This is a genomic window from Caloramator quimbayensis (assembly GCF_900167605.1).
GTDB lineage: Bacteria > Bacillota > Clostridia > Clostridiales > Caloramatoraceae > Caloramator_B > Caloramator_B quimbayensis.
Window position 1 is genome coordinate 1 of record NZ_FUYH01000030.1, and the last position, 26,565, is coordinate 26,565.

Genomic DNA, 26,565 nt, shown 5'->3' on the forward strand with positions numbered 1-26,565 from the left:
TTTGACCAAAGAGAATCTACTACGATGTTAGTTCATGAAAAACTTCATACCCATAGAAAAAATCATTTGAGAGGGAGGTATGTTGATAGTATTGAAGCATTCAATAATCTTGTAGTAGAATTGGCAGGAGCTGATATTTATTATAGTTGTGTAAATGTAGTCAAATAAAGAAATAATGAAAATGCCTGTTATCAATCTTTGGCTGATGGCAGGTCTTTTCGTGTGTATTTTGTTTCAATAGGGCATCAAATTTAATCGAAACATTTGTAAATTAAAAATGATATCCATGTGAAACATTTCAGAGGGTTAAAAAAAGGTTTGTCGAGGGGATACCCTAAAGAAATATAAAATTTAGTATTCTTTAGTTTGGCTAGTTGAAATGTCTTGCCTTTCATGAAAAAGTAGTGTACAATTCCCACCCAATAAAAGGAAGTTTAAAAGGAGGAAGTTTAAATATGGCGAGATATGCCTACGCAAGAGTAAGCGATAAAGAGCAGCATAGTGACAGGCAAGTCACGAATATCAAGAAATACTATCCAGACATACAGGATGAGAATATTTTTATTGATAAGATAACTGGTAAAACATATGATAGACCGGAATACTCAGTTCTAACTAAGAGAATTTTAAGAGCTGGCGATGAGATTATATTTTCTGAGCTTGATAGAGTTGGTCGTACCAAGGCTGGAATTAAGGATGAACTGGAATTCTTAAAGAAAAAAGGCGTGAAGGTAAGAGCATTAGATATACCCAGCACATTATATGACGCAGAAGGTAAAGAGCAGGATTTGATACTTGATTTAGTCACTACAATTCTTATAGAGGTTTATTCAACATTGGCGCAGCAGGAGCTTGAAAGAAAAGAATACAGGCAGAGGCAAGGGATTGAGGAAGCTAAAAAACGTGGGGTTTACAAGGGACGCAAGCCAATTGATGTGAACATGACAAAGTTTGCAGATATATATAAACGCTGGAAATCAGGAGAGCTTAAAACTGTAGAAGCTAGGACGTTAAGTGGCCTTAAGAATAACACCTTCTATCGTACAGTTGAACGTTATGAAGAACAATACAAGTTAGGTAAATATGCAAGTGAAGCAATATAAATTGAATAGTAGCATTGAATAGACCTCCTCTACTATATCGTTTGAGGGGGTCTCTTTATTTGAATTTTATATGATGTTGACATGAAGCTAGCATATTGCAAATAATTCAAACTTAGTTGAATAAATTAACAGAGGTTAGATTTGCATTGATATTCAATAGAAAATGTTGTAATGGCTCGAGTCTAATTGATAAGGAGTGTTCACTAATCTTGCAACAAAGCATATGAAGAAATAAAAAATGGTTGCTGAAGGTAGTGAAAACAGAATAAAATGAAGCTGAATTTATAATTTATATAACTTCAATAGTGAATAGCAAGCCTTTTTACATGCCTTCCTTTTCTGTGTTTTCATCAATCACAACAATCTCACTAAAAAATTGTGTAGGCTTGTAAACGCTGATTATTCCAGGTATAATATCTCCACAATTTTACAGGAGGTGCAGAATATGAAGGGTTTAGTATGTCCCATTAACATCAGGATAACCAATCAAGACATTAGTAGTATTATTGATAAAGCAATGAATACCGGAGGTGGAAGTCTTCACTGGTGTTATGGAGCAGAGCCAAAATACAATAAAGGCATACCTATCAATGAAGTCATTGCAAATGGTGGAACACTTCTACTGCAAGGAATAGACGGAGCGACACATGAATTGACAAGGGACAAATTGATAATAGGCTTGCAACAGGCATTACCCTATTTGGACAATGTAATAAATGGAATAAATCTGGATGGGACTTTAATTGATGGTATTGGTGCCGATCTGATTGTGCAGTTAGCATTGTTCAATGAGCTTATATATGATTAGGATAGGAGGGGGAGTTTATCAGATGAGCATAGAAAAGAATATTACTCAGACAAATAAAGAGCAGTTATTAAGGGGGCTACCAATCTTCCATTCTGAGGAATCAGCAGCTCTCACCTATAACCTACTTATAAACGATTATGGAGAACCATTTAAGAAGTGTAGCATGTATAGTGAACTAAAAGACAGCAATGATATAGGGTCGCTGTACTCAATAGTAGAATTTAATCAAGGGGTACAATTTGAGGACATAACCGATAACTCTTTTTTAATAAGAGAGCTACTATGTTTTGGAATCCGGTACTTAGCATTTTTCGGTGGGGGCAGGGATTATATAGTTAATGCAATTGCTTGTAGTGATTACAATGTTTTAGATGAATTGATACATCATAAGAACTATAAAATAACAGATGTGCCAGTAGAATATCCGGTTAAAATCCATGACCTACAAGACTTGCAAGAATTGTTGCATGAAAAATTGGCATAAAGGTGCAAGCATAAAGGTGCAAGCAGGGGTTGACGCCATGTAGCAGCAGTAGAATTTTTTAAGTATACAGCAGGAGGTTTATAACGAAGCAGTGCCTTTTCAGCTATACAGTAACCATTTCCAAGCATATCAGTAATATAAAAAAGTAAGACAGCAGGCAATTAAAGAGTAAGACAATAGCCAATTAAAGAGTGGGCATAGTACCACTCTTTTTAGTTTGCAAAAGTTTATTAGTAGGCAATGATAACTACGTTAAATAGTTTTATCGGAAACATCGGCAAAAATATAGCAGTAAAACCATATTATAGTACATTACAAATCTCAAAGAAATTAGATGGATGAAATTTTTAATATGCTAAAAATAGAGCAGTCGGTCAAAAAAGACCTATTATCTCAAGCACCTATAACACTTGAAATGGAATAATAGCCCTGTAGTGAGGTTTAGCAGGAAGTCAATAGCTGTATGCATATTAAAATTTCAAAGAAACGAGATAGTTGAAATAATATAAGATACATATTTTCTCATACTTAAAAACATACATGTAGATATGAATAGTATCACTAAAATATGAAAATGAGTCAGTAAGCTAAATGCTACACATCTCATAGGATTTCAAATGAGGCAGATAGCTGAAATTTTCAATCCTAGGTAAAGGCATTGTGTGGATATAGGTATAAATAATTTGTTGGGAGGAGAGTTTAAATGAACAGGCAAGACGGGTTGGATGTTAATTATTTAAGCAAGGTCATAAAACAGAGTGCAAGCTTAAATTATTCAGTAACAGAAGAACAAATAAGAGAAATCTGTAGAAAAACAAACATGGATGAGGTGGCTTTACTGAAATCTTCCTTAAAGTGTTTATTATCATTATTAGAATATAATGCTAAACAGTCAGCGAGAATAAATAAAGCAGAAGATGAGTTGAAAGTTCTAAAAGAAGAAGTAAAGATGCTTAGAAGTCAAAAGACTGTGAGCAAAGAGGATTTAAGGATGTGTAGAATGAAAAATGGAGCAGTCACTAATTATAGATATGATGCTAGTAAAGAATTGGTAAATTACTATGCAAGTAAAGGATTAAGCAATGAAGAAATTGCAAAGGAATTAAATATCAGCAAATCAACAGTCTGGAGACGTAAGAAAGAACATGAAAGGGCAGTTCATAAGCTATTGGGCTTACAGGATTTTACAAAGAAAGGGTGAGGTTTATATGAAAATCAAATTATTATCAGTAACTTATACCGACGGAACAGTAAGACATTCAGAGGCAGTTTATTATGATGGTTCAGAATTATATGCAATGACAGCATATTTGGCTGATGACTACCTGGAGGAAAGATATATGTATCCTACTATTAAAAAAGATGGGAAATTTGTGCTCAAAAGGAGTTGCAAGACAGTTACTAAAGATGGCATCATATATGGCAAAGTAGACCCGGATTATCAGCAGTATATCGGTGTAGATGATTTCATTGTTGAAAACAGGCATTTAAGGTATATAAATAAGCACAGTGATGAAATATTAGAGTTGTTAGGATATAGTAAGTAATCAAGAAGGATATGCAGAGGCTTGTTTAAGTCTAATACAGGTTTAAATGAAACCAATAGCACCGAGGAACACCAGCTAAGCATTAGGAGGTACATTCACCTGACAGCATTTCAAGTAAATTCGAGTTGAAATTGATTAAATGGTTGAAAGTGAGAAATTTGATTCTACTGCCCAAAAAAATCATAGTGCAGTAAAGGTAAATCGAGATATACAGGGGCGATTTTTAGTGTATGCATTGATGGTAAAAAGGCGTGGGTGATTGATTTTTAAAAGGGTTTAGGTGAGAAATGCAGGTATCAGGTTTATTCAGCACATCATATAAAGAAAGCTATTAAAAGATTAGACTTAATCTATTTTTAAAATAAAAAAAATCAGGAGGTATTTGTGATGGAAAAACATTTATTAAGCGGGGTAAGTATTTATATGCTATACCCATACGGGAAAGCTGTTGGAGTAAACACTGAATTACCTATGTATAACAGCTTTGATATCTGGAAGCGTTTAATTAGGGATTATAAAGACCATGACAAAGTAAAAGGTTTACTGGAAATAGGCGATGTTCGTTTTCTTGGAAAACATCTTGATTTTCCTAAAGGAGTAAAAAGACCAGTACCTAATGCTAAAAACACAAGAGAAACAGTGCGTAATTATGGAGAAGCACCAACACCTATACAAAGATTCTATGAGAAACATAGTGTAACATACGCAGCTAGGCAATTAAGTGCGGAAAGCTACATTTTAAGAGATGTGCCCTATAAGCCATATTACACTAATAAATTTAATCTCAATCAATTAGTATACCCTTACGGTTATGGATGGACATTCATTTATGAAGTGGGAACTAGGCAATGGTTGTTTTACGAAGTTGAAAATAATGAAGGCAAGTTATGGTCAGAGGCCGACTATTATAAGTGGCTTGAACATAGGAAAAAATTAGGGCTGTATTAAATAAAAGCATTAAACACTGGGGCTACTCAATAATTGGGTAGCCTTAAATATAAAAACGGGGAGGTGTTTATTATGGTTACAAGAGAAACAATACTTTTGCCAATACTTATGCAAGAGAAACAAAGACTTTTGGATTTATCTATTGAGAATGAGGATAAGCCTAAACAGGGCTATGAAGAAGATTGGAAGGATTGCAAAGAAAGAATAGGGCTTCTGGAGCAAATGCTTAATGAGATTCCGGAAGAGTGTATTGAAGATGAGTTTGCAGGTACAGCACAGCAAGTGTTCATTGGAACTTTTGATGAGAAACCTGCACTTTGGTACAATAGCAGATATCATTTTATAATGGACTACTTTGTAAATATGAATATCATAGATTCTACTAATAAGGGTTATCATGATAAGAGGTTATTAAGATTATGTTATAAGACATATAAAAAGTGGTTCGTAAGCGGTAAATATGAGCTTGAAAGGCAAAAACGAGCTGAAGAAAATCTAAGTACCAATATTGAAGCAACAGTCATTGATGATAGAGTCATGAAATTAAAATGGGTTTAAGAGAAAAAGTATGAAATAGGCTGCCTAAAATGGGCAGCTTTTTTTATTTGCTCTGAAATTATACAGGATATACAGTTTGCACAGAAAGTGCATATATAGTACATCTAGTATTAGAAGTAGTATCTTTAATACTAAAATTTGTATCTAACAATTGAATTTACGCCTATCCTATGGTAAGATAAGGTTGTACCTTTATGTGCAGGAGGGAGCTTAATGGCACTAAGCTACAATAAATTATGGAAGTTACTAATAGATAAGAACATGAACAAGGTAGCTTTAAGAGACCAAACAGGTATCGGACCTTCCACTCTTTCTAAGTTAACGAGAAATAAAAGGGTAAGCATGGAAGTCCTTGAGAAGATTTGCAAGGAATTGGACTGCAACATTGGCGATATCGTGGATTATGTTAAAGATTAGATAGAATGGAGATTTATACGATGGATACTAATTTAAACAGCTTAGAGATGATGAGCAAGGAAGAACTTCTCGACTTTGCTAAGAAAATGATTAGCGGTGGCATAACATTATCGTTTAACGGAAAACGCACAGCACAAGTGATTGAGCGTAAGGTAATGCCACGTATAGTCAGAATTGATAAAGAGCTTAGTTTTAATGATAATAGCATTGAAGGAAACAACATCATTATTGATGGCGAAAATCTTCAAGCCATGGTAACTCTTTATAAATACAAGGGTCAAATAGATTTAATACTCACAGACCCGCCTTATAATACCGGAAAAGATTTTAGATACAATGACAAGTGGGATACAGACCCCAATGACCCTGATTTGGGAGAACTCGTAACATTGGAAGATGGATCAAGACATACAAAATGGATGAAGTTTATGTTGCCGAGAATTCAAATGATGAAGGCAATGCTAAAGCCTAATGGAGTTTTAGCTATTTGTATTGATGAACGTGAGTTTTTCCATCTTGGCATGTTACTTAATGAAGTTTTTGGAGAAGAAAACAGAATTGGTATTATTAACTGGCAGAAGACATACTCGCCCAAAAATGACTCAATACATATGTCTTCAGCGACAGAATATGTCCTGGTCTACTCGAAAGATAAGGCTAGTGCAAAAACAAATTTATTACCACGTAGTGAGTCAGCTAATTCAAAGTATAGAAATCCTGATAAAGATCCTCAAGGCCCTTGGACAAGTGGAGATATGCAAGCTAAAGATTTTTCTAACTCCACATTTTTTGGTATTCAATCTCCTTTTACTGGTGAAATGTTTTATCCTGATGAGAATAAGCATTGGAGATTTAAAAAGAGCGATATTAAAACAATGTTAGAAATGTACAATGTCGAATATGTTGAGAGGAAAGACCCGAATTCAATATCGACATCGAAATCTTTAGTAATCAAAGGTACTAAGGTTGTAGACGGAAAGTTAGTAACACCAGAAGATATACTCAATAAGGCAAAAGAAGCGGCATATGCAAGAACAAAAGTTAATCCATTGCCTACTCTGATTTTTCTTAGAGACGGTCTTGGGGTGCCTAGGATAAAAAGATATCTAAAGGATGTAAAAAAGGGTATGGTACCTTTAACCTTTTGGGCAGATGAAGAGTACGAGGAGATATTTGAAATTGGGGTTCAATCTTGGGAACACGAAGAGAGTGGGCATAGTCAAACAGGTGTGAATGAGCTTGATTATATATTAGGGAAAGGGCATAACTTTGAAACAGTAAAGCCTTTAAAACTGATTGAGAAAATAATTCAGCTATGGTGTCCTCCAAATGGTATTGTACTTGACCCCTTTGCTGGTTCAGGAACAACCGGACATGCTGTACTAGAACTGAATGACATGACTGATGCAAAAAGGTCTTTTATTCTTATAGAAAAAGGCGAAGAAGAAGATAAATATGCCCGAACATTAACAAGGGAGCGTGTCAAGAGAGCCATCACAGGTGAAAGAGTCAATAAAGACGGAACAGTTGAGAAGTTGGAAGATGGGTTGGCTGGTGGATTTGCATATTGGGTCTTGGATAAAAAAGTAGACGCTAAAGCTATTCTGGAAATGAAACGTGAGGAACTCATAGATGTCATCACAACATCGCATTGGGAAGATGATAAGAGGAAGGCTACTAGTGTTATTGAGAGAATAAATAAGGATTACAAGTATTTAGTAGGCAAAAACATTCTGAATGAAGGCTTCTTCATTATTTGGAACGGTAAAGACTCAGTTGGTGAATTAAGCCAGAGTACCTATATGGAGCTATTAGCTGAGGCGAAAAAAGAAGGTGTCAATACGCCATTCCATGTATACGCAAGATATCAAGTTTATCAGACACCTAAAGTAAGATTTTATCAAATACCTGATAAAGTACTTGCGCACTTAGGCCTCAATGAAAATAGTGATAGATATAATAATGAGGAGGACTAACAGTGGAGCTAATAAAATTTCAGATAAATGCATCGGAGATGATTGCGACTAGACTTGCTGATTATTTAAAAGATCCATTAATGAGGACTAAAGATGAGATAATACCTTTTTATCAAAACTTATCATCAATAACTGGTTCTGGTAAGACACTTATTCTTGCAGACTGTATCGAGCAGATACGGGCATACTTGAGCACCCAACCTGTAGTACTATGGTTATCTAAAGGAAAAGTTGTTGTAAGTCAAACTTTAGAGAACCTATCTAACGGTAAGTATGCGGAGAATATTCCTAATTATGACGTTAAACCACTGCTGGATTGTAAGGAAAGAGACTTGCAGGATGATAAGAGGGGACTAATACTAATAGCTACTGTAGGAAAGATAAATCAGAAGGATAAAGAGGAAGGCGACAGACGAGTTTTTCAGACAGGTTTTGATAATGCCGACAGCTCTTTATGGGACATGCTTAAAAAGCGTCAATCATTTGCAGGTGTGAAAAGAGATTTAATAATTGTTTATGATGAAGGTCATAACCTATCAGACCAGCAAACACAGATACTACTTGACCTATCACCTACAGCCTTAATTGCAGCAAGTGCTACTACTAAAGTACCAAAAGCTTTAGAGTGGTATATTGCCCGTTTGAAAAATGAAAAGGGCATGAAGGATAAGGACTTGGTTGTTGCTGTAAGTAACAAGGAAGTTGTTGATAGTGGGCTTATTAAAAAGCATATATCTCTTGGTGGTTACTTAACACCTATGGAATTAGCAATCAATAACCTATTAGCGGACATGAAGGAAACCGAAGAAGCAACTAAAAAATATGATTGTAGGTTCTTACCAAAGGCTATATATGTAAGTGATACAAACATGTTGCTCTCTACATCTGAGGTTGATAATCATTTAGTGCCTTTCAATCAGAGACGAGCAAGACCAATTAAGATATGGAAACATCTTGTTGAGCAAGGTGTTCCTCCGGAAGAAATTGCAGTATACTGTAATTTGAAATTTGATAAGAGATTTCCCAAGCCTGATAACTTTAATTTGTTTAGTGGTGGCGACAACGATTATGAAGAGTTCACAAAAGGAAATTATAGGCACATAATATTCAACCAATCTCTTCAAGAAGGTTGGGATGACCCTGCCTGTTATTTCGCATACATTGATAAAGACATGGGTTCAAGTACCCAAGTAACTCAGGTCATTGGTAGGGTTTTAAGGCAGCCTAATGCAACACATTATCCTGATGATAAGTTGAATATGGCAAGTTTCTACATAAAAACTGATGAGAAGGACGTTTTTAAATCAATATTAGAGGAAGTCAGAAAAACATTATCCATTGACATTCCTGAAATTTCGATATCTTATCACATTGGCAGCGGCAAAAATAAGATAAGACCTACGGAAGAGCCAAGACATGAAGTTGAGGTACCGGACATTGCTATTGTATCTGATAGGGCTATGGCAGAGATTAAGAATGTCGTTGATAAGATGATAGACTATTCAAAAGATGATACAAATACTATTGGCGAAGGTAGCACTATTAAAGTTATAACGGACATTGGATCTAATGAGGATGGTCGAGAGGTTACAACAGTAACAGCACATAGTAATAAAGTTACGGTAAGATGGATTTTCAAAAGAGAGCTTGATAAATTAGCCAAGAACGCCATAACTATATGTGATATATCTGCCCCTAAATTTGACGCACTTGTTGAATACAACAGCAATGCAGCATCATATGTTAAGGATGAAGCAGCCAAGATAGCGGAAATCTATAGGCAGAACTCAATCATCATGCAAAATCCAATTGATACAGTTCCGGTAGGGGAAGTTATCATAAATGATGAAAGTATAGAATTTAAAAATTCTGTACATGCAAGGTATAGTGATTTCAATGGCTTTGAATTGGATTTTGCAAAGGAGCTTGATAAGACAGGTTTAGTTTGGATGAGGAATCCTAAGAATGGCATCCTGAAAATCAAGTTATTGGATGGAAAAGGCACTGATAACTTCAATCCCGACTTTATAGTTTGGACAGATAAAACAGTTTATGCCCTTGATACCAAAGGAGACCATTTAATTCATACCGACAGTGTAAGGAAGCTATTCTATCTTGAGAAGGCATGTGATGGTAAGGATTTAGTCATAAAGCTAATAAGTGAGAAAAAATATAATGTTCATGGACAAGTAATAGACCAAAATGGCTATACCGTATGGCAGCTTAAACAAGGGCAAATATCACCGATAACATGCTCAACAATAAAAGAAGCAGTAAACACCTGTGTATCAGATTAGAAGTTTATTAGGAAGACTGTTTGATTAAGGAGAATACCTTTCAAACAGTCTTTTTTATGTTTCAGCAACCTCATTTTATGTTTATTTTATTGCAATTCTCTATTGATAATGTTTTGTATTGGCGGTATCATCATCTGACATTTTATAGAAAGGGTGATTTTATGCTAATTCATTACGAGAAAGATATTGAAAGACCGTTCAGTGTTGTTTTACAGACTGACAAGGTAATCATTGTAAAGCATGAAAATACTTTATATCGTGTCAAGGAATGGTGTTATTGTGGTAGTAGCTTATTTGCCGGATTGAAGGCTGGATTTAACGTAGACCTGGTTTCCCTTGATACAGATGAGCTGGAGAAATACAGTGAAGCCATGCAATATCAAAAGGTATAAAAACCTTATAAATAAAGAAAGCATTGAAACTGTTGGAGTTTAAATGTTTCAAAAAATATTTATAAAAAGGGTTGATTTTTTAGGGAGAGTCAGTTACCATCACTTCCCAAATTAAATATTAAGTTAAAATGGAAGGATGTGTAAAGATATGTTTCAAAACGACAGGTACATAACAAGAGGTATCAAAGAGAAAATCAATGATAAAAATCCGGTGACTTTCCTGGTTTTATGGGGCTTGATTGACGATATGGACATTCCTGATAATAAGAAGGACTATCTTCAAGTCTTCATATTACGTGCAAAGTCCGGCAGACGGAAAATGCAGGAGATTGAACACTTTCAGGAGGAACCGCCATATAAAAGGATCCACAGATTTTATACAGAGTGTCCAGTAGATGCAAAGGTTTATGTGATAGATGACGGGGATCATTCAACTATGCTATTGTCCGAGGAATATTAACTTATTAGAGATACCTTATTAAACTTGGGGTATCTCCTATTATTTTGTATTAAAAAGGTTTGTTTGATAGGTCATATTAAAGTACACAATGTATGAGCTTGTTGAGTTTGCAAGCTCTTTATTTTTGCATAAATTAATTCCATGATTTTGTAAATCAACTGTTGCAGCATTTCGCTAATAGCGTTAAAATCCATTGCACAGTAGAAAAGCTAAAGAATATTAAGAAAGAGGGTTGTATGATGAGTAAAAAAACAGCAATTAACCGGATCGACTTGGGTATGACAAGGATTGCAGGATACACTCTATATGATGAGGTTAGTCGTGAGTTTCAAGAAACGACTCCAAAAGAGGTTAAAGACCTTATAAACCGTGGGCAAGTCAACGGATTGAAACTTGTTGACGGTGAGATAGAACTAGATAAAGACGTTTTTTGCATGAGTAATCTTATGGTGAAATCAGCAGTCGGAAAGTATAGGACTCTTTACCCTACTACTAGCATAGTAAACTGTATGTATGCTGTAGTAAGGGTGATTGAAACAGATAATGGAAGGCTTTACGAAATCATAAATAATAAATGTGCTAGAGTTAAAGTTACTCCTGAAAAACTGAAGATACTTATGGAGATAGGTTATGTAGCAGGTGTTAAAATGGGGGCATGCGGAGAAATTGAGCTATGCAAAGGCGTTACCATTGAGGACAAACGAACCAAACCAGAGCAGTTTGAAAGCATAACTCAAACAGAGGTCAAGGAACATGAACAGAGTTTACCGGATATCAACATTGAAGAAGAAAAGGATTTAACAGTCGAAGGTAACGAAAAATCAGCGGAAAAAAGTGTTGAATCTGTGGCTGATGAGTCAGATACTCCTGTTGAGCAGGAAGATAATAGTTCAGAGATTGTTTTTGACAGTCTTGATGTCCCGGAAGTCCATGCTGATGGTAATACAATTTCAGATGATATGTCCACACCCCTTGATAATACAGAGGTAAATGAGGGTGATAGTCCATCAAAAGAACAGGTTGAGGAAAAGAAAACAACTACTCCCCGAAAAAATAAGAAGAAATAATACAATGCTTTAAGTGAGGGGGTTTAAACCCGGTGTATTGAAGTTGTTTGGATGCAGGCAGAAATTTATTTAATAGACACGTTGCATTGTTTCATTGCGACAATGATCCGGTTTGTATCATCACATGAACAATACCATAGGGTGAAAAGCTTAGTTGAAGGGAAGTTACATAGGGACGGCTTAGCATAGATTGGGAAGACACCATCTAATGAAACTCATAGAGTCAGTGGAACCATTGGAATTAAACGGGCGGTAGACGGGAATATCCAATAGGCGGAAACTGGACGGACGGAGGACACAGGGTAGCCGTGGTTAGCTGGAAATGGACGATAAATAACCAGGCATCTATACTAAGCTGTAGAGCAAGCAGGCATTGAAAGGATAGCAAGCCATAAATGGCTTGTCCCAAACCTAAGATTGAAAACAGGTAAGACTGTCTATATCTTAGGTTTTATTTATTGAGGGCAATTTAAAGGTGGACAACCAGCCCCATACCTTAGATTGAAAGCAGGACAGGTTTAACCCGTAACATAGAATAGGACAAATGGTCAGCAGCCACAATAGGAACAGCATGGAAACTTATTTGCATTATTCAATGGTCAAATTGTCCTTAACCTTAGGAGGAAGTGGGCGGGGGGAAGGGTTTAGGTGGGTAGCTCCTTAGAAACTTCAACTAAGGCACAGGGCAACCTCAACTAAGGCACAAGGCAACCTAAGATAGGACATAAGGCAACTTCAACTAAGACACAGGACAACCTAAAATAGGACATTGGTTGTATTTTTATAAAACCTAAAAATAAAAGTAAGATAACCTTCACGTAGGTTATTTAGCATGAAAGATTTAAATGGATTAAGAAATCCATTGTTTATACATTAGTAATCTCAAGAATATTAGGTAGCTGAAATTTTTAAAATACATTTTTTGAAGCAGTCAATTCGAGAAGACATATTTTCTCACCTATATATAACACTTGAAATGAAAATCGAGCTATATTTAACAGGAAAACATTATCAACATGAGTAAGTGACACAGAAGGGTTTATTAAGGACTTTTAGCCAAGAATTAGAATAGACATTCCCTATCAGCATTTCAAACAAATTAGAATTGATTTTAATTAAATTAACGGATAATGTAAAATTCGACATCTACAGTATAAAAACCAGCTAATTCAGTGGAACAATTTCAGATATACATAAGGAACTAAAAATATTGTTTTGAGAAAATTTGAAAGGTTTAAAGGTTAGTTTATACGTTAGTTTGCAGCTATACAATAAAGTGGATAAGAAGACAAATAGAGGAAGGATGGATATGGGGGCGGGATTAGGAGACGGGGAGAGAGGTGGATAGGATTGTTTACATTGGGCAGATTGTACCAATACCAAGTACTTTGCCCTTTGAACAAATTGTCCCATACATCAGAAAAAATGTAGCAATGTGAACCAATTATCTAATACATCTTAAATCAAAGGAACTTAGGGATAGTAGCAATTCAGCCTTGAATCTCATAATAGAAGCTTTTAAAATTATTTATAAGTAGTTATCATTCATAACCGGTATAAAAATATGCAGCTATTACCATTGTTAGGACAGCAGCTTTTTAATATTAAACAAACCGATATTTTTAAATATCCTAAAAATAGGCCTGAAGATTATTAAAGAGTAAAATATTAAAGAAAGGTGGTCAAAAAAATGAGGCTCTTTATAATCGGCAGGGTATTTGAGGGGGATAAGCTGGTGGCTTATAAACTGTATGATGCTGACAAAAAAGTAATGGGTATATATCCTAAAGAAAACGTTAGGCATAGAGTGAGACAAGGCATACACGTAGTAGGTTTAAGGGTAACAAAGGATGGAGCAGTGACAGAAGTTTACAATTCATTTAGCGTAACAAAGACAGACATTCTAAATGGAAAAGGCAATCCAATTGAGCCATCAGGCAGATATATCCTATTAGGTTACAGTGGTTTCTTAGAAGAAACAAAATACAGGCTTGTAAATAGCAATGGTTATGAAAGAATAGTATCTCAAGATGAGTTTAAAGAACTGGTTGAGGAAGATAAAGTCAACGGTGCAATTAAATCGACTAAAATAGATGGCAAGATAATTATTTATAAACATTGCAATTACAGAGAGTATAACTACTAATTTAGTAAAGGAGGCATTTATCATGGCAAGTAAGTTTATGAGAATAAAAAAGTTGGTCATTCCGACACTGACCCTAATCATATTAGTAAGTCAATTGTCAGGATGTGCCGTAATGTCATCAAATGAAATGGTGGACATGATTAACCAAGGACGGTCAATAACCATAGAGCTTCCTAAGCCAGCATATGATATTGTAATTAAAGGACAGCAGCAGGAAGACATTGAATGGGTTCAATTAGACCAGTTGAAAACATTTAATCAAGGGTTCAGACAAGGTGTAGATGAAGTATTCAACATTAACATAGTAACTGAAAACGGAATTAATGGTAAGTCAGGTTGCTTGTATGTTGACGAAGCAGGTGATAGGAATGGTAATACTACACTTGAAGACGCACTAAGAAACAAAGTGTTCGTTACTAAGTATTGGCAAGATGCAGATGTTAAGACTAAATTAGTTAAATTAGCAAAGGAAGTTTACACAGATGTAGATGGCAATGACACCTATGCAATATTAGGAGCAATAAATGCCTACTACAATCTGATGCCAAATGCAGAGAACCCAAGTTCATTCAATCCTACACAGTCATTAACCAGGGAAGACTTCTACACATTGGCATTTAAAACTGAAGAAGGTGTAAGAGACATTAATGTTGATAAAAGATTCGCAGACGCAGTTGGTGGCGAGACTAAATTCACGAAGTTTGCACAGGAAGTTGATGAATACGGGTTTTTGTCGGTGAGTAACAGGAGTTTAGATGCAAACTCTTATAAAGGCAGTATTTCACGAGCAGAAGCAGTTTACATGATGGTCAATAAACATTTCCCTGAAGAACTGGCAAAGGTAACTGGAAAAGAGCAGGCATTTAAGGATACTAAGAACGCAGGCGACCTGGCGTTGAAGGTTGGGTTCAAGTATAAAGACAAAGAGACAAAAGAGATTTTAGGTAAAGACAGATGGCAAGCATATACCTTAGCATATATGATTCAAAATCCAGATAAAGGTTTACAGGATGAATTATATAAGGCTATGGTAGTAGCAAAACAAGCAGGATTGATAAGTGGGGATGAGTCAAGGTGGGATGAGCCAATAAGCAAGGCAGAAGCAATCCAGCTGGTTATTAATACTCATTTAGCCAAAAACAACTTGTACGGATACCTTAGTAAAGTTGAGTATGGGAAAAATGACTTAAGCAAGTTTACAGTGGAAAGTGAAGACCCTTATAAGGTTATAGGTGTAGATGAAGAGGGTATGAAATATGGTAAGGACTGGGTTCAAGTCCCAAAAGAGCAGTTTAAGCTTGACCCAAACACTAAATTGGAGAATGGTTTAACATTGGCACAGGCAAAGCAGGTAATTGAAAAAGTAAGGGCTGATGCAAAAGCAAAAGGAGCATCTGATAAAGAAATAAAAGAGTGGTTAGAATACGTAGCCAAAGACATGGGAACAACACTTGAGACATTAGAAGCATTACCTGATACCCCAGTAAATAAGTCGAATACAGAAAGTAGCACAAAGACAAGTAGTGGTAGTACAAAGCCAAGTAGTGGTAAGACATCTGGAAGTAGCAGCTCAAGTGGTAAGACATCTGGAGGCAGCAGCTCAGGTAGCAGTTCAAGTGGTTCAAACTGGAGAGAGGATTATGAAAAATTGCCAGACTGGCAGAAAGAGTTTTATGGTGACCCTGATGAAGAAATGGATTTCTCTGTACCTGACAGTGTAAAAGACCCATTTGAAGGTGCAAACAATTAAAACAATTAAATTAAATCATGAGGACTTCTACAATTCAGTAGAAGTCCACTGTATTTAAAGGCAAGTAACATATAAATTGGAGGTGATAACATGTTAGGAAATATAGAATTAACTAATTCAACTATAGGTGAATCTAAGATTAGATGTATGGAATATTACATGGATTGTAAAAGCATGTATGAAGAATTGAAGTGGGCTTCAAGGAGAAAGCGTATAGTACCATCTAGCATATTAAAGGTAATAGGGTCTGGGTTAGTAGCTATAGCTTCCAGCAGATGTTTGACATTAAAAATGTCAAGCTATGAAAGTACTTTAGATGCTATAAATGCTTTAAATAAACTTGGTGTAGGAATATCAAATAACACAGTTAATCTTGTAGAGTCAATGATAAGGGATGTTAAGGCATATAGGTTTAGTATGAATTACGAAGTAGATACTGCTGAAATAGGAAAATTTGTAGCGGAAGTTAGAAGATTGATTCTAAAGGGAAAGTTGATTACTTCTGATGAATTGAACAATTTCATTATAAGCAAGATTGAGTCTGGGGAAGAAAAGTGGATTACCAAGGGGCAGTTAAGGATTAAGTATTAGGATAACAATATGACTTCTACGTAATTGTGGAAGTCCTAAATAATTTAAAAGGAGGATAAAAAACATGAAAAGATTTGAAAGAATCATAAGCAAAAATGTAAGGAAACAAATACCACAGGCAGTTCAAAACGAGTTATTTAATCTGGTTGAAGATGTAGGTATAGGCTGTGTAGGAATTGACTCTATCCATAGGTTTAATCTTAGGATTGCACCAACTAGACCGGATATACAGGTTATGGAGTATGGAATAGTTGAAACAGGGCATACAGGACTATACACTATGAGAACAACGAATCCAGTCATAGCATCAATTTTGGTACTTGTTGAAGGTAAAACCATGACAATGATATTAGATGGTGAAATCTAATATACAAGGGCTGTAAAGAATTGAATATTTAGCTAGATTAAAAGGACTTCTGTTTAACGGCAGAAGTCCTAACTCTTTAAAGAGGAGGTTGATTCGATATGCGTGCCAAACTAAAGAGATTAACAATAAGAATATTGGTAACACTTTTAATAATAACATCACTGCCAATTTCAGCAATTGCTGATGACGGTATAGGTGATAATGATAATACTGGTGGAGGTAGTGGCTCTTACAGTACAGGAAGTCAGTTTACATGGACAAGTACTCAATCAGGCTATAGATTTGCAATTGTAGACAAAAACTTTAATCAAGTATCAAATACGGTAGACCTAGTATTTGGAAGTACATCAATGGTAACTAATACAAATGACTGGTATAAAACTTCAAGAGCGAAAGGTTCAGATAAAAAGGGTTATATTAAAACGACATTCGACCAAATACTTGCAAACCCAGAGTTTAAAGGTGCTCCATACCCACCAACACCAATAAAATCCATTATAGTAAATGGTGAAGAGAAACTTGTAGCTCAAGGTTATGAGTTTAAGAAGTGGTTTTTAAATGGAGAAGGAAGCATATCTAAAAATTACAATACACCAAGACCATCTGTTAGTTACAAAAGCAATCCAAGTATAACATCGGAAGTAAGGAAACAAGTAGATGAAGTTGCAAAATCTTCAGCAGACAAAGTAGAAGAAGCGGCTGAAGATTATAAATGGAAAGGTAGAGGATCCGACAAAGGTGGTCATTGGGTAAATGATAATACTTGGGAAGTAGAAACAACACCAAAACCAGAAGAAAACAAGCCAGGTTTTTTTAAATCCATTGTTAATGGTACCAAGAACATCATCAATAATGTATGGAATTTTATAAAAGGTATCTTCGGTGGTAAAAAATCAAGCAGTCTTGATAACTATAACGGACAAACATATGCACTTTCCACATCAAACAGTACAATAATCAGTTCTGAAGAATTAGAACAAATTCCATTAGCTGATTCTGATAAGGGATACGCTAGAGAAATTTTAAATGGAAGAGGGAAAGACGGTCAATTCTTATTCAAACTACCCGGTACAGATGTTAATGATGAAAGTAAATGGGTAACAGCGGTCATGATTGCCAATGACTACAGTGTAATAGTAGAGCCAATCTTCTGGTTTAGACCTGCAGCTTGGGCAAATGGTGGAATAGCTTCACCAATACATCCAAATTATGTTTATGGAACAGTGGCAAACCATATAGAGTTCAATGCAAAGCAAGGGTATAAGTTTGGTTCTACAGGTGGAGCATATGGAAAGTTAACAAGTAGTCTTGGTTGGAGTAGTATGTATGTAGGAAAAAATTGGCCTGACACTAACACTTTGATAAGGACACCAAGTATAACATCTGGGACACAGAGATTAAGCAGTTTACTTGGAATGCTAAACTCTAATGAAGGTATTGCAATGCACATCTATAATACATCAGATATAATTCCAGACAGTAATGATCGTGGTCCTACTCCTCCACCTCCTCCTACTTCTACTACTAATACAAATGACTTAATCCTTGAGCAGTCAGAAATAAGTAAATACATTTCAACAAGGACTTCAAACGTACCAAACTGGGGACCAGCAAACTTCACATTTAATTATGAAAGCATGAATGATTCAGATGTACATTATTGTGGAGGTTGTCAGACGGACTCTGATGGAGATAGATATTGTCCCGGTCATAGTTGTAATGCAAGGTTTGGAGATTCAGCATACAGATATATAATTGAAAACTCAGCGGCTATAAATGATAAACTTGAAGCAAACAGTGCTGGTGGCGTCTTTGCATCTAAAATGGTGAACAATGTTAAGTCTGGAAATGCAAGTTTAGGTGGAGGTTCAGACACCTTAAATACATCAGAGTATCAAACAGTAATATGGAGAGGGCAAGATGTTCCAACAATAGCATCTTACAAAGAAAATCCATCTATAGAATTAAGGGCATTGCTTGGTAAGTACGGTAAAACACCTGTTGGTAGCAGAGGTAAAAATGGTTTCTATACACTAGAATTTTTAGCTAATCTAGCACTATCAGGTTCATCAGATTTACAAACACATTCAGTTCATAGTTACACCGGAGGCATTTGGCATACATCAACTCATGTAGCGTCACCTTCTGATATATCTTACGAAGGTGATGTATTGGTTGGTATTTACAGAGGGTTAAATGATAAGTCTATTGGAAATGATACAAATACAAACCAACTTATGACAATAACACCTTTTGGTGGAGTGACATCTTTTCATAGTGCAGGTTACATGGTGCAAAGTTCAACACCTATTAAGTTTTACCCATACATCAGAATGACATATCAAACGAATGCAGGAAGTACAAAACATAATGTGAATATATTATCAGAATATATAAGTGAAATACTTCCAAACGATTTTGCTGAAGCAGCTTGGTACAATGACAATGAAAGCGAAAGTTTAACAATGAGCTCAACTCAATGGTCATTACATGCTAAGGCAATAGACAGTAGTAAGACTTGGGGTGGTAGAAACCAAGTACTACCTGGAGGGGCTATATACCAGCTAAGTACAAAGGCACATACATCACAGGTTGCATTAATAACTTGGCAGACTATAGTAGAAGATAATATAAGAAACATGCTATCCAATAGCATCCCAGCAAATGAATATACATTAGCTAAATCGACTACAGAGCATGATAAGTATGTAGCAGAGGCTAAAGATACACTTGAGAATTTGCAGATAGTTCAATGGGTAAACAGTGACCCATCAGCAACAAACGCATGGTCAGCTAATGGAAAGGCATTAAAGATTACACAAGGCGGTCAAAGTCTATCAGCATTGGGGTTAAGCGGAAGTACAAGTACAGAGGCTAAGTATAGACTTGGTAAAGACACAGCAGCAAATGCAGGTAACGAAGGTGATATAGATGTTATATCAGAAAATAAATCACAAGACACCTTCTTCAAAGTATTTGCAGCACCAGACGGAAAAGTTTACCTGGCTAAATCAATAGGAAGTCTAGATGCTCTTAAGAACGTCAGCGGAACAAATCCGACTGGCAGTGGCTCAGTAACAGTAACACAAATACTGGACAAAGCGGATGACTATTCTACAGTATCATCTAGATTAACTGGAGATGCTAAACAATTAAATGATAGGACTATGGTAGTAACTAACCTAGTCAAAGCATTGGAGAGAAATAATGGGGACGACCCAACGGCAACATGGGTTAGTGATGGACAATGGTATAATGAAGCATTTGATGGTATAGTAGTAGTAAGAAAAGCGACAACATTAACAGTAGGACTTAACAAACCAGGCATAAGAAGTGCGGTACTAGACCCGAAATTATGTCCTCCAAACAGCGGTAAGAGCGATATGTTCAGCAAAGCTTTCTTAAGTCAATTCCGTTTGGATGAAAAGAGTAGTACAGCGACAGCACAAGGAAAAGCACCGGGGTTTATAGGGACATTTAAGGGAAAAGACATAAGATTACCTGAAATGCAGGATATGTACCAGTCCAAGAAATTCTATATACCTAACGTTAACGTACAAGACTTGAACTAAACACAGTAAAATCAGTTATATTGATAAGAGAGTACCTTTAAAAATCTGAAGGTACTCTCTTTTTTTTATCAAATTTTATGGATTGATGGTATGGTTTTATGAATTTGTGGGTGTGAAGTTAAATTTGGAAATAGTGTCCAAAACAAACCAGAGGGTCACCACGGGGTTTTAGGGGTGGGGGTGGTGGGTAGATAAGGGTAAGGTAAAAAAGTTGTCCAAAACAAGCCACAGCAAGTTATAATTAAATGGAAATTATTAGAATGTAAAGTTTAGATTTTAGGCTTCAAAAGACTTGTTGATAGAGAAAATTCAATAGTTTCAACGAATATACTATGGTTGCGAATAAAGGCTGATGCAGTATGAACGTAAGCAGTTTACAAGGTTTTGGGTAAAAGCAGAGTTGTAATATGCTGTATAAAAAGTTATCAGTAAAAGTGAAATTGCAAATATGCTCTGTACAGGTTTATAAAGAATGTGAATTCAAGGTATACTTCCGGCAGGAAAACGTGAAATCTGAGTATACGTTCTGCTAGTCTAATGAAGTTCAAATAGCATTGGCAATCATAATAAACATGAGGAAGGTTTTGGGAGAAGGTGAAATCAAAGTAGGCATTCCGCTAGTCTAATGAAGTTCCAAAAAGGTAAAAGTAAGTTTATTTGTCGTTGTTATTCAGGCTATACATGAGGCAGGTCTTCCATACCTGTCTTTTTGTGTCACTTAAATAGGTTTATTTGTAAGAGTGTGTCAATTTTTATAAGCAAACGAAAGGCAAGTTGAGAAAATTAAGGCATTAGTCTTGGTGTAAACAGTTTTGAAGAAGTTGGATGTAATTTAGATACTTCAATATGGCTAGTTAATTATTTTAATACAGTGGATGAGCGATTGATGATATAGAGTATTAAGGGAAAAGTTTGAGGCTCAAAACTGGCTAGTTGATGTGTAGATTAGGCTTAATACAGGAGAGAAAAGTTGAATTTTCGATTGAAAAGTTGGGCTGTATTTTGGCTAGTGATAGAAATATATTTCTTCATTATAAATAGCCATACATGCAAGGCATGGCTGGTCTAAAGAATATGAAAATTAGCATTTCAAAGGTTTGGAAGGTTTATTAGTAAATGTTGCCGGACTAAGGAATATAAAAGGTTTATTCTGTAAAAGTAAAATGTTTATTTTGCTATAGGTACATACCACGCCACTATCGCCTACTTTGATTCGATTATTTGAAAGGCGTTGCAGGGTAAGCATGTTATTTCTTAATTGAGAACTCTGATTTGAGAAATTTCAAGGCTAAGAAAATAACCTTAAAGAAATAAATAGTAAATTAAAGGTTTTAAGTAAAAGATTTGTGAGAAATCTGCTTGGGAAAAGGGGGTTTTAGAAAAATAAAAAATTACGTAAAAATATTAAAATAAGCAACTTAAGAAGAAATGATTAAAAAATGGAGAGATTGGACGTTGAAATATTTGATAAGCATTACCACATAAACACCAAAAATAAAAATTAAGACTGGGGGATTTAATTATGAGAAGCATAATCAGTTTAACAAGAGAAGTTTACCACTGCTACATGAGGGAAGATGGTAGCTTATATGAAAGAGCAATAGGCTCAATAGCTAAGAGGAACTTAAGTAAAGATAAAGATGACTTCCTTAGAAGATATATAGATTTGATAATGAATACCAAGATTATAAGTGATACGACTAAACTTTATATTACAAGTACACTGCCATCTGTAGCGTCAGTAATTAAACAGCACAATTTGACATTAGCTGAGCATGAGCAAATAAATATTAAAACGGCTCAATCCAAAATAGACTATGATGGTAAAAAGCTTCTAAAGTATTTTCCAGATGACATGTTAAGTAAAGTAATAGGTTCAAGTTGTGATTTGGGACAGTATAACAAAATGTTAAACCTTGCAATATCTGATTATAAGACGAAAGATAAACTGCTGGACAATATATTGTTGACACTGCCTAGGGTTCCTGTTCAGGATACATTGTCGGATGAAGAATTACATGATTTCATTCAAATAATATCCCCTTTTATTAAAAAGCACAGGAGATACGTCGAAGAAAACTTACCTGAAAAAGCTGTAGGATACTTGTATTTTTTGACAAGTAATCCATCTCTATCTGGAAAGCATAAGGAACACTATAGCTTGATAAAACAAATTTTGGAGTAAATCATATTCAGTCCAATGGCTAGTTGAAAAGTGAGCAGGCTGTAAATTAAAGAAAGAGTTTATAAGAGCAGACCTTAAGCGATAGGCGTTTAAAGTCTGTTCTTTTTATTTTAATAGCAATATTTTCAACCTTAACATGGCTAGTGAAGATTCCAATTAGGGCTATTTTGAAATATTGTGTCTATTTATGTTTAAACATTACATTTGTTTGTGATATAATTATTTCAACAATACCATACAGAGGGAGGATAATATATGAACAATATTACAAACATTAAAATAAATTACATGATACTTGAGCAGATTCTTAAGGTAACTGGTACATATAAAAACCTGTGTGATGAGTATGAGTTTTTAGATGTTATATTTAAGCAGGCAAAGACCGGAGAGATTGATTCATTGTTTAAGAATGATGATGCACGGGACACTGCTTTTGGTATTATTGAAAATATTACAGGTGTACCTGCAAAGTACTGGTTAGGGGAGGAAAGAATAAAGTTAGGCATAAGATGTACAAATGCAAACTTGAATTGTGACGGTGAATCAATAGATACCGTTGACCTTGAAAACGATAGACCATTTTATGATAAAGAAGAAAATTACGGTCATGCTTATCATGGGAAATTTTATCAAGAACAATTGAAAAATCCTTTACACTTGGAACCTGATGAAATATATAAGGCTGTTTTTGGTAAGGAAATGCCTGATGAGAATGAAGAAATTACAGAAACCATAGAGAGTTTATATAGTTTGCGTGGACTACTAACAGTTATATTACTTAACATGGCTGATGAAATAGAACTTATAGATAAGGCAAATGTATATAAACGCACAAAATGGGTGCCTTACATTAAGAAGATAAGAAAAACCACGAAACATGGTATCACCTACAGTCCTAAGTTTGTTGAAATTAGAAAAGGATTAGTACAGACAATTATTAGGAATATATTTGACTTAGGTTATGTTTTCACATTCAGAGATTTAGATAAGGAATTTAAAATTTAAAATTTCCAACAAAAATAAAATAATTTGAATATCGTTAAGTAATATTTAAAAGCATGTCTTGAAATTAGGATAGACATGCTTTTTTCATGCTCAAAAATTCTTTGAAAATCATGAAGTAATATATACTTGTAGCTACAATAAACGCTGGGACGCCAGCTACTGGAGAAATGCTATGAGTATAAAAGTAGAAGCTAATAAGAAAGAGTTTGTTAATTCTTATAAAACAGTAACTGAAAATAATTCAGCTCTTGATAGTAAATATGAAGTTGAGAAATATGGTATGGATACCAAAGAGGCTTCAATATTTATAGGATGTTCAGCTTACACCATTAGAGAGCTAGCCAGAAAGAAACAAATACCACATTATAAGATAGGAAATAGAATTATGTTTACTAAACAAGCTCTTATAAAGTGGATTGACAAGCAAGAAAGTAGAAATTGGAGATAATGGTGCATTAAAGTTTCAGGTCTGAAAAGGTGTAAAAAGTAAGAAGCGCTATTGAAAATTTACACCTTTTCAGATAGAATCCACCCCCCAAGTTATAAGAAATTAAAAGGAGTAGATACATATGGCAAGCGTTAAACACATTAAAGACAATAAGTACAGAGTTTTCCTCTGCGTTAAAAGGCAAAGAGCTACAAGAGTAATAACTGCAAAAAGTCAAAAAGATGCAGAGAAGCAAGCTGTAGCTATGGAAATAAAACTTGGTGAAACAGGCAGTTTAGATGGAGAAACAAAGTCTGAAAAAAGCAGTTTACTTGTAGCGGACTTGGCTGAAAGATATATGGATTACTTGGTTAATAAGAATAAACCTATCAAAGAAAAAACCAGACAAAAGTATCAAGACCTGCTGAATAATAATATACTTCCTTACTTTAAAGGATATAAGGTATCAGCAATAGATGTTAATGACGCTGAAAAGTTCCTAAGGTTCCTAGGTACGCCAGATGCCAGGGTGAACAAGAGTAAAAAGCGTCCATATAGTCAAGGGACAATAAAGGAGATTTTTACTTTGTTTGATTGTATGATGAAGAAGGCGGTCATTTGGGATATTATTGATAGTAATCCTTGTGATAAGGTAGAAAAACCAGTGGAAGAAAAGAAGGAAGTTATATATTATAACTTAGAACAGATGGCTGAGCTGCTTCGATTGATAGACAAAGATACTCAAGCAGAGTTGGATAGGGCAGCTATTATGGCTGAAAGAGGTAATTACCATCCTTATACGATTCAGAAAATAAAAGTGAGTGCATTAATGAAACAATTGATTGTAAATTTAGCCGTTAAAACCGCAGCTAGACGTGGTGAAATTTTAGGACTACATAGGCAAGATATAAACTTTGATAAGAAGTCCATAACGTATAGAAGGTCAGTTTTATACACTAAAGAAGCCGGAACATATGAAGAAAAAGGCTTGAAAACAAGAGAGATGAACGAGGTGTATATCAATGATAGTCTAGTAGAGCTTATAAAGAATTACTTCAAAGAGTTGGATAAGTTATTTGAAGTATCGGAAGGACAATTGAAACCAAACAATTTGCTGTTCATGACACTACGTAATACCAAGATGTCTAAAGTTGGAGACATATTATTTCCAGACCCAATCAGCGAATGGTTTAAATTATTTTTAGCAGACCATGGAATGCCTCCAATAACGTTTCATAAGCTTAGAAGTAGCAGCTTAACATATTTAGCCAATAATGGAACAGATTTATTTACTGTATCTAAAGTAGCGGGACATAGTAATACACAGACAGCAGAGAAATATTACGTTGATGGTTATGATTCAAACAAAGCGATGGCGGCAAGTACTTTTGATAAATTAGATGAATTAGTGAAAAAATAGACATTAACGAATTACAATAGAAGTGAAGGTCAGTAGTATCGAACTATTGACCTTCATTTTTGTAAGTGCATAAGAAATAAAGAGAGTATGCTATTATGGAGTAGAAAAATTCAAACTTTTCTATTTCTATATATTATACTTGAAAAGAAAATAATTTTATATTATAATTTAGCGAGTGAAACAGGGAGGATTAAGTGCATGTAAAGTGGAATGATATATGAATCATGGTATTATAAGCCGTTTACACACAATTTACACACGGATTAAAGTAAGAACTTTAAATATATCAATATATAGTGTTTGGAGCGGCAATATTAATACTATATATAGTGTGTTATAGGCGATTTAATTTCATACATCTGTTTTCAAAGAGATAAATGGCATGTATTTTCAATCAAAAGAGCTACAGGAATGTGGCTCTTTTATTTTTAAACTTTTATACTATATATAGTATACATAGCAACAAATTAAACTACATATGGTATAAACGAAAGAGGCATTTAAAAAGAGTAGGTAATTTGAGTTTTATTGAATGTGGCTAAATTTTGCTCATTATCGGTGGTTGTGTGTAAATATTTACACCTATTTACACACGGTAAAATTAGCGTGTGTAAATTATTTTAGAGCAGAAGTTTGATGTGGTCTGTGTTCTTGGGTTGATATAGCTTCTAATTTAATCACTCCCTGCGGAGCTTATACCAAAGTGAGTCATATTTGAGAAGAATAAAATGTCGGTAACAGAAGTTTGCAGGACAATCTATTATATACAGTGTAAACAATTGGTGGGAACTATTAATGCAGGATTAGATAGTTTGGATAATGAAAAAAAAATTTTAAAAAAGCATTTCCCAAGGCTAATGCGGTTTATGAGATAGGCGTATTAGCCTTTTTTATATTCAGTCGAAAAAGACAAGCATACATAGGTGGATTGACCTTCAAAAAATCTACAGGAACTTACTGTTATTATTTAATCAACAGGATAATCCTGAATACAAAAATATAGACAATTATAAAGGAGATGTTTACAACATGGAAAAAAAGAAAA

At 34.9% G+C, this 26,565-nt stretch carries 22 protein-coding genes; all 22 read left to right on the top strand.

The genetic code is table 11. The features are described from left to right. Positions 1-455: 455 nt before the first annotated feature. The 22 genes from B5D15_RS13150 (at position 456) to B5D15_RS13255 (ending at position 25,520) form a co-directional block, all read left to right on the top strand. Positions 456-1,103 (top strand): recombinase family protein, encoded by a 648-nt coding sequence (locus B5D15_RS13150; protein WP_078697573.1) that lies wholly within the window; start codon positions 456-458, stop codon positions 1,101-1,103. 445 nt (positions 1,104-1,548) lie between these two features. Further along, the gene (locus B5D15_RS13155; protein WP_078697574.1) at positions 1,549-1,911 is read left to right on the top strand and encodes a hypothetical protein; all 363 of its coding nucleotides are present in this window, start codon (positions 1,549-1,551) and stop codon (positions 1,909-1,911) included. Between the two features lie 22 nt (positions 1,912-1,933). Further along, on the top strand, positions 1,934-2,395 hold the full coding sequence (locus B5D15_RS13160; protein ID WP_078697575.1) for a hypothetical protein: 462 nt from the start codon (positions 1,934-1,936) through the stop codon (positions 2,393-2,395). A 703-nt stretch (positions 2,396-3,098) separates the two neighbouring features. After that, a complete protein-coding gene (locus tag B5D15_RS13165; protein ID WP_078697576.1) occupies positions 3,099-3,596 on the top strand; it encodes a helix-turn-helix transcriptional regulator in 498 nt (165 codons plus the stop codon). A gap of 7 nt (positions 3,597-3,603) precedes the next feature. Beyond that, positions 3,604-3,942, top strand: coding sequence for a hypothetical protein (locus B5D15_RS13170; RefSeq protein ID WP_078697577.1), 339 nt, complete (start codon positions 3,604-3,606; stop codon positions 3,940-3,942). A 387-nt stretch (positions 3,943-4,329) separates the two neighbouring features. After that, positions 4,330-4,890, top strand: coding sequence for a hypothetical protein (locus tag B5D15_RS13175; RefSeq protein ID WP_078697578.1), 561 nt, complete (start codon positions 4,330-4,332; stop codon positions 4,888-4,890). A gap of 72 nt (positions 4,891-4,962) precedes the next feature. After that, complete coding sequence (locus B5D15_RS13180) at positions 4,963-5,448, top strand: hypothetical protein (protein WP_078697579.1); 486 nt, start codon at positions 4,963-4,965, stop codon at positions 5,446-5,448. Positions 5,449-5,661: 213 nt separating this feature from the next. Further along, the gene (locus B5D15_RS13185) at positions 5,662-5,865 is read left to right on the top strand and encodes a helix-turn-helix domain-containing protein (RefSeq protein ID WP_024834019.1); all 204 of its coding nucleotides are present in this window, start codon (positions 5,662-5,664) and stop codon (positions 5,863-5,865) included. Between the two features lie 20 nt (positions 5,866-5,885). Next, positions 5,886-7,841 (top strand): site-specific DNA-methyltransferase, encoded by a 1,956-nt coding sequence (locus B5D15_RS13190; protein WP_078697580.1) that lies wholly within the window; start codon positions 5,886-5,888, stop codon positions 7,839-7,841. A 2-nt stretch (positions 7,842-7,843) separates the two neighbouring features. Continuing rightward, positions 7,844-10,138, top strand: a complete 2,295-nt coding sequence (locus tag B5D15_RS13195) for a DEAD/DEAH box helicase (RefSeq protein ID WP_078697581.1) — start codon at positions 7,844-7,846, stop codon at positions 10,136-10,138. A 20-nt stretch (positions 10,139-10,158) separates the two neighbouring features. Further along, on the top strand, positions 10,159-10,530 hold the full coding sequence (locus B5D15_RS13200; protein ID WP_078697582.1) for a hypothetical protein: 372 nt from the start codon (positions 10,159-10,161) through the stop codon (positions 10,528-10,530). A 148-nt stretch (positions 10,531-10,678) separates the two neighbouring features. After that, positions 10,679-10,990 carry a DUF960 family protein gene (locus B5D15_RS13205; RefSeq protein WP_078697583.1) on the top strand — a complete coding sequence of 104 codons (312 nt, stop codon included), beginning with the start codon at positions 10,679-10,681 and terminating at the stop codon, positions 10,988-10,990. A 239-nt stretch (positions 10,991-11,229) separates the two neighbouring features. After that, positions 11,230-12,057: a hypothetical protein gene (locus B5D15_RS13210; RefSeq protein ID WP_078697584.1), complete on the top strand. Its 828-nt coding sequence runs from the start codon at positions 11,230-11,232 to the stop codon at positions 12,055-12,057. 1,690 nt (positions 12,058-13,747) lie between these two features. Beyond that, entirely contained in the window at positions 13,748-14,203 is a 456-nt protein-coding gene (locus tag B5D15_RS13215; protein ID WP_078697585.1) for a hypothetical protein, read from the top strand. 22 nt (positions 14,204-14,225) lie between these two features. Further along, on the top strand, positions 14,226-15,953 hold the full coding sequence (locus B5D15_RS13220) for a hypothetical protein (protein ID WP_078697586.1): 1,728 nt from the start codon (positions 14,226-14,228) through the stop codon (positions 15,951-15,953). A gap of 291 nt (positions 15,954-16,244) precedes the next feature. After that, a complete protein-coding gene (locus B5D15_RS15530) occupies positions 16,245-16,544 on the top strand; it encodes a hypothetical protein (RefSeq protein ID WP_179122317.1) in 300 nt (99 codons plus the stop codon). Between the two features lie 64 nt (positions 16,545-16,608). Then, a complete protein-coding gene (locus tag B5D15_RS13230) occupies positions 16,609-16,911 on the top strand; it encodes a DUF960 family protein (RefSeq protein WP_078697588.1) in 303 nt (100 codons plus the stop codon). Positions 16,912-17,009: 98 nt separating this feature from the next. Continuing rightward, complete coding sequence (locus B5D15_RS13235) at positions 17,010-20,483, top strand: hypothetical protein (protein ID WP_078697589.1); 3,474 nt, start codon at positions 17,010-17,012, stop codon at positions 20,481-20,483. 1,522 nt (positions 20,484-22,005) lie between these two features. Further along, positions 22,006-22,668, top strand: coding sequence for a hypothetical protein (locus B5D15_RS13240; RefSeq protein ID WP_078697590.1), 663 nt, complete (start codon positions 22,006-22,008; stop codon positions 22,666-22,668). Between the two features lie 255 nt (positions 22,669-22,923). Next, positions 22,924-23,673, top strand: a complete 750-nt coding sequence (locus B5D15_RS13245) for a hypothetical protein (RefSeq protein WP_078697591.1) — start codon at positions 22,924-22,926, stop codon at positions 23,671-23,673. 172 nt (positions 23,674-23,845) lie between these two features. Then, complete coding sequence (locus tag B5D15_RS13250) at positions 23,846-24,121, top strand: helix-turn-helix domain-containing protein (protein ID WP_078697592.1); 276 nt, start codon at positions 23,846-23,848, stop codon at positions 24,119-24,121. Between the two features lie 121 nt (positions 24,122-24,242). Beyond that, complete coding sequence (locus B5D15_RS13255; RefSeq protein WP_078697593.1) at positions 24,243-25,520, top strand: tyrosine-type recombinase/integrase; 1,278 nt, start codon at positions 24,243-24,245, stop codon at positions 25,518-25,520. Positions 25,521-26,565: the final 1,045 nt, after the last annotated feature.

What these genes read in the sequence shown, in the direction of transcription:
- B5D15_RS13180 (WP_078697579.1), top strand. Translation starts at nt 4,963, where the DNA reads ATGGTTACAAGAGAAACAATACTTTTGCCAATACTTATGCAAGAGAAA.
- B5D15_RS13220 (WP_078697586.1), top strand. Translation starts at nt 14,226, where the DNA reads ATGGCAAGTAAGTTTATGAGAATAAAAAAGTTGGTCATTCCGACACTG.
- B5D15_RS13245 (WP_078697591.1), top strand. Translation starts at nt 22,924, where the DNA reads ATGAACAATATTACAAACATTAAAATAAATTACATGATACTTGAGCAG.
- B5D15_RS13155 (WP_078697574.1), top strand. Translation starts at nt 1,549, where the DNA reads ATGAAGGGTTTAGTATGTCCCATTAACATCAGGATAACCAATCAAGAC.
- B5D15_RS13210 (WP_078697584.1), top strand. Translation starts at nt 11,230, where the DNA reads ATGAGTAAAAAAACAGCAATTAACCGGATCGACTTGGGTATGACAAGG.
- B5D15_RS13160 (WP_078697575.1), top strand. Translation starts at nt 1,934, where the DNA reads ATGAGCATAGAAAAGAATATTACTCAGACAAATAAAGAGCAGTTATTA.
- B5D15_RS13240 (WP_078697590.1), top strand. Translation starts at nt 22,006, where the DNA reads ATGAGAAGCATAATCAGTTTAACAAGAGAAGTTTACCACTGCTACATG.
- B5D15_RS13175 (WP_078697578.1), top strand. Translation starts at nt 4,330, where the DNA reads ATGGAAAAACATTTATTAAGCGGGGTAAGTATTTATATGCTATACCCA.
- B5D15_RS13190 (WP_078697580.1), top strand. Translation starts at nt 5,886, where the DNA reads ATGGATACTAATTTAAACAGCTTAGAGATGATGAGCAAGGAAGAACTT.
- B5D15_RS13150 (WP_078697573.1), top strand. Translation starts at nt 456, where the DNA reads ATGGCGAGATATGCCTACGCAAGAGTAAGCGATAAAGAGCAGCATAGT.
- B5D15_RS15530 (WP_179122317.1), top strand. Translation starts at nt 16,245, where the DNA reads ATGTCAAGCTATGAAAGTACTTTAGATGCTATAAATGCTTTAAATAAA.
- B5D15_RS13235 (WP_078697589.1), top strand. Translation starts at nt 17,010, where the DNA reads ATGCGTGCCAAACTAAAGAGATTAACAATAAGAATATTGGTAACACTT.
- B5D15_RS13215 (WP_078697585.1), top strand. Translation starts at nt 13,748, where the DNA reads ATGAGGCTCTTTATAATCGGCAGGGTATTTGAGGGGGATAAGCTGGTG.
- B5D15_RS13165 (WP_078697576.1), top strand. Translation starts at nt 3,099, where the DNA reads ATGAACAGGCAAGACGGGTTGGATGTTAATTATTTAAGCAAGGTCATA.
- B5D15_RS13205 (WP_078697583.1), top strand. Translation starts at nt 10,679, where the DNA reads ATGTTTCAAAACGACAGGTACATAACAAGAGGTATCAAAGAGAAAATC.
- B5D15_RS13170 (WP_078697577.1), top strand. Translation starts at nt 3,604, where the DNA reads ATGAAAATCAAATTATTATCAGTAACTTATACCGACGGAACAGTAAGA.
- B5D15_RS13250 (WP_078697592.1), top strand. Translation starts at nt 23,846, where the DNA reads ATGAGTATAAAAGTAGAAGCTAATAAGAAAGAGTTTGTTAATTCTTAT.
- B5D15_RS13185 (WP_024834019.1), top strand. Translation starts at nt 5,662, where the DNA reads ATGGCACTAAGCTACAATAAATTATGGAAGTTACTAATAGATAAGAAC.
- B5D15_RS13230 (WP_078697588.1), top strand. Translation starts at nt 16,609, where the DNA reads ATGAAAAGATTTGAAAGAATCATAAGCAAAAATGTAAGGAAACAAATA.
- B5D15_RS13255 (WP_078697593.1), top strand. Translation starts at nt 24,243, where the DNA reads ATGGCAAGCGTTAAACACATTAAAGACAATAAGTACAGAGTTTTCCTC.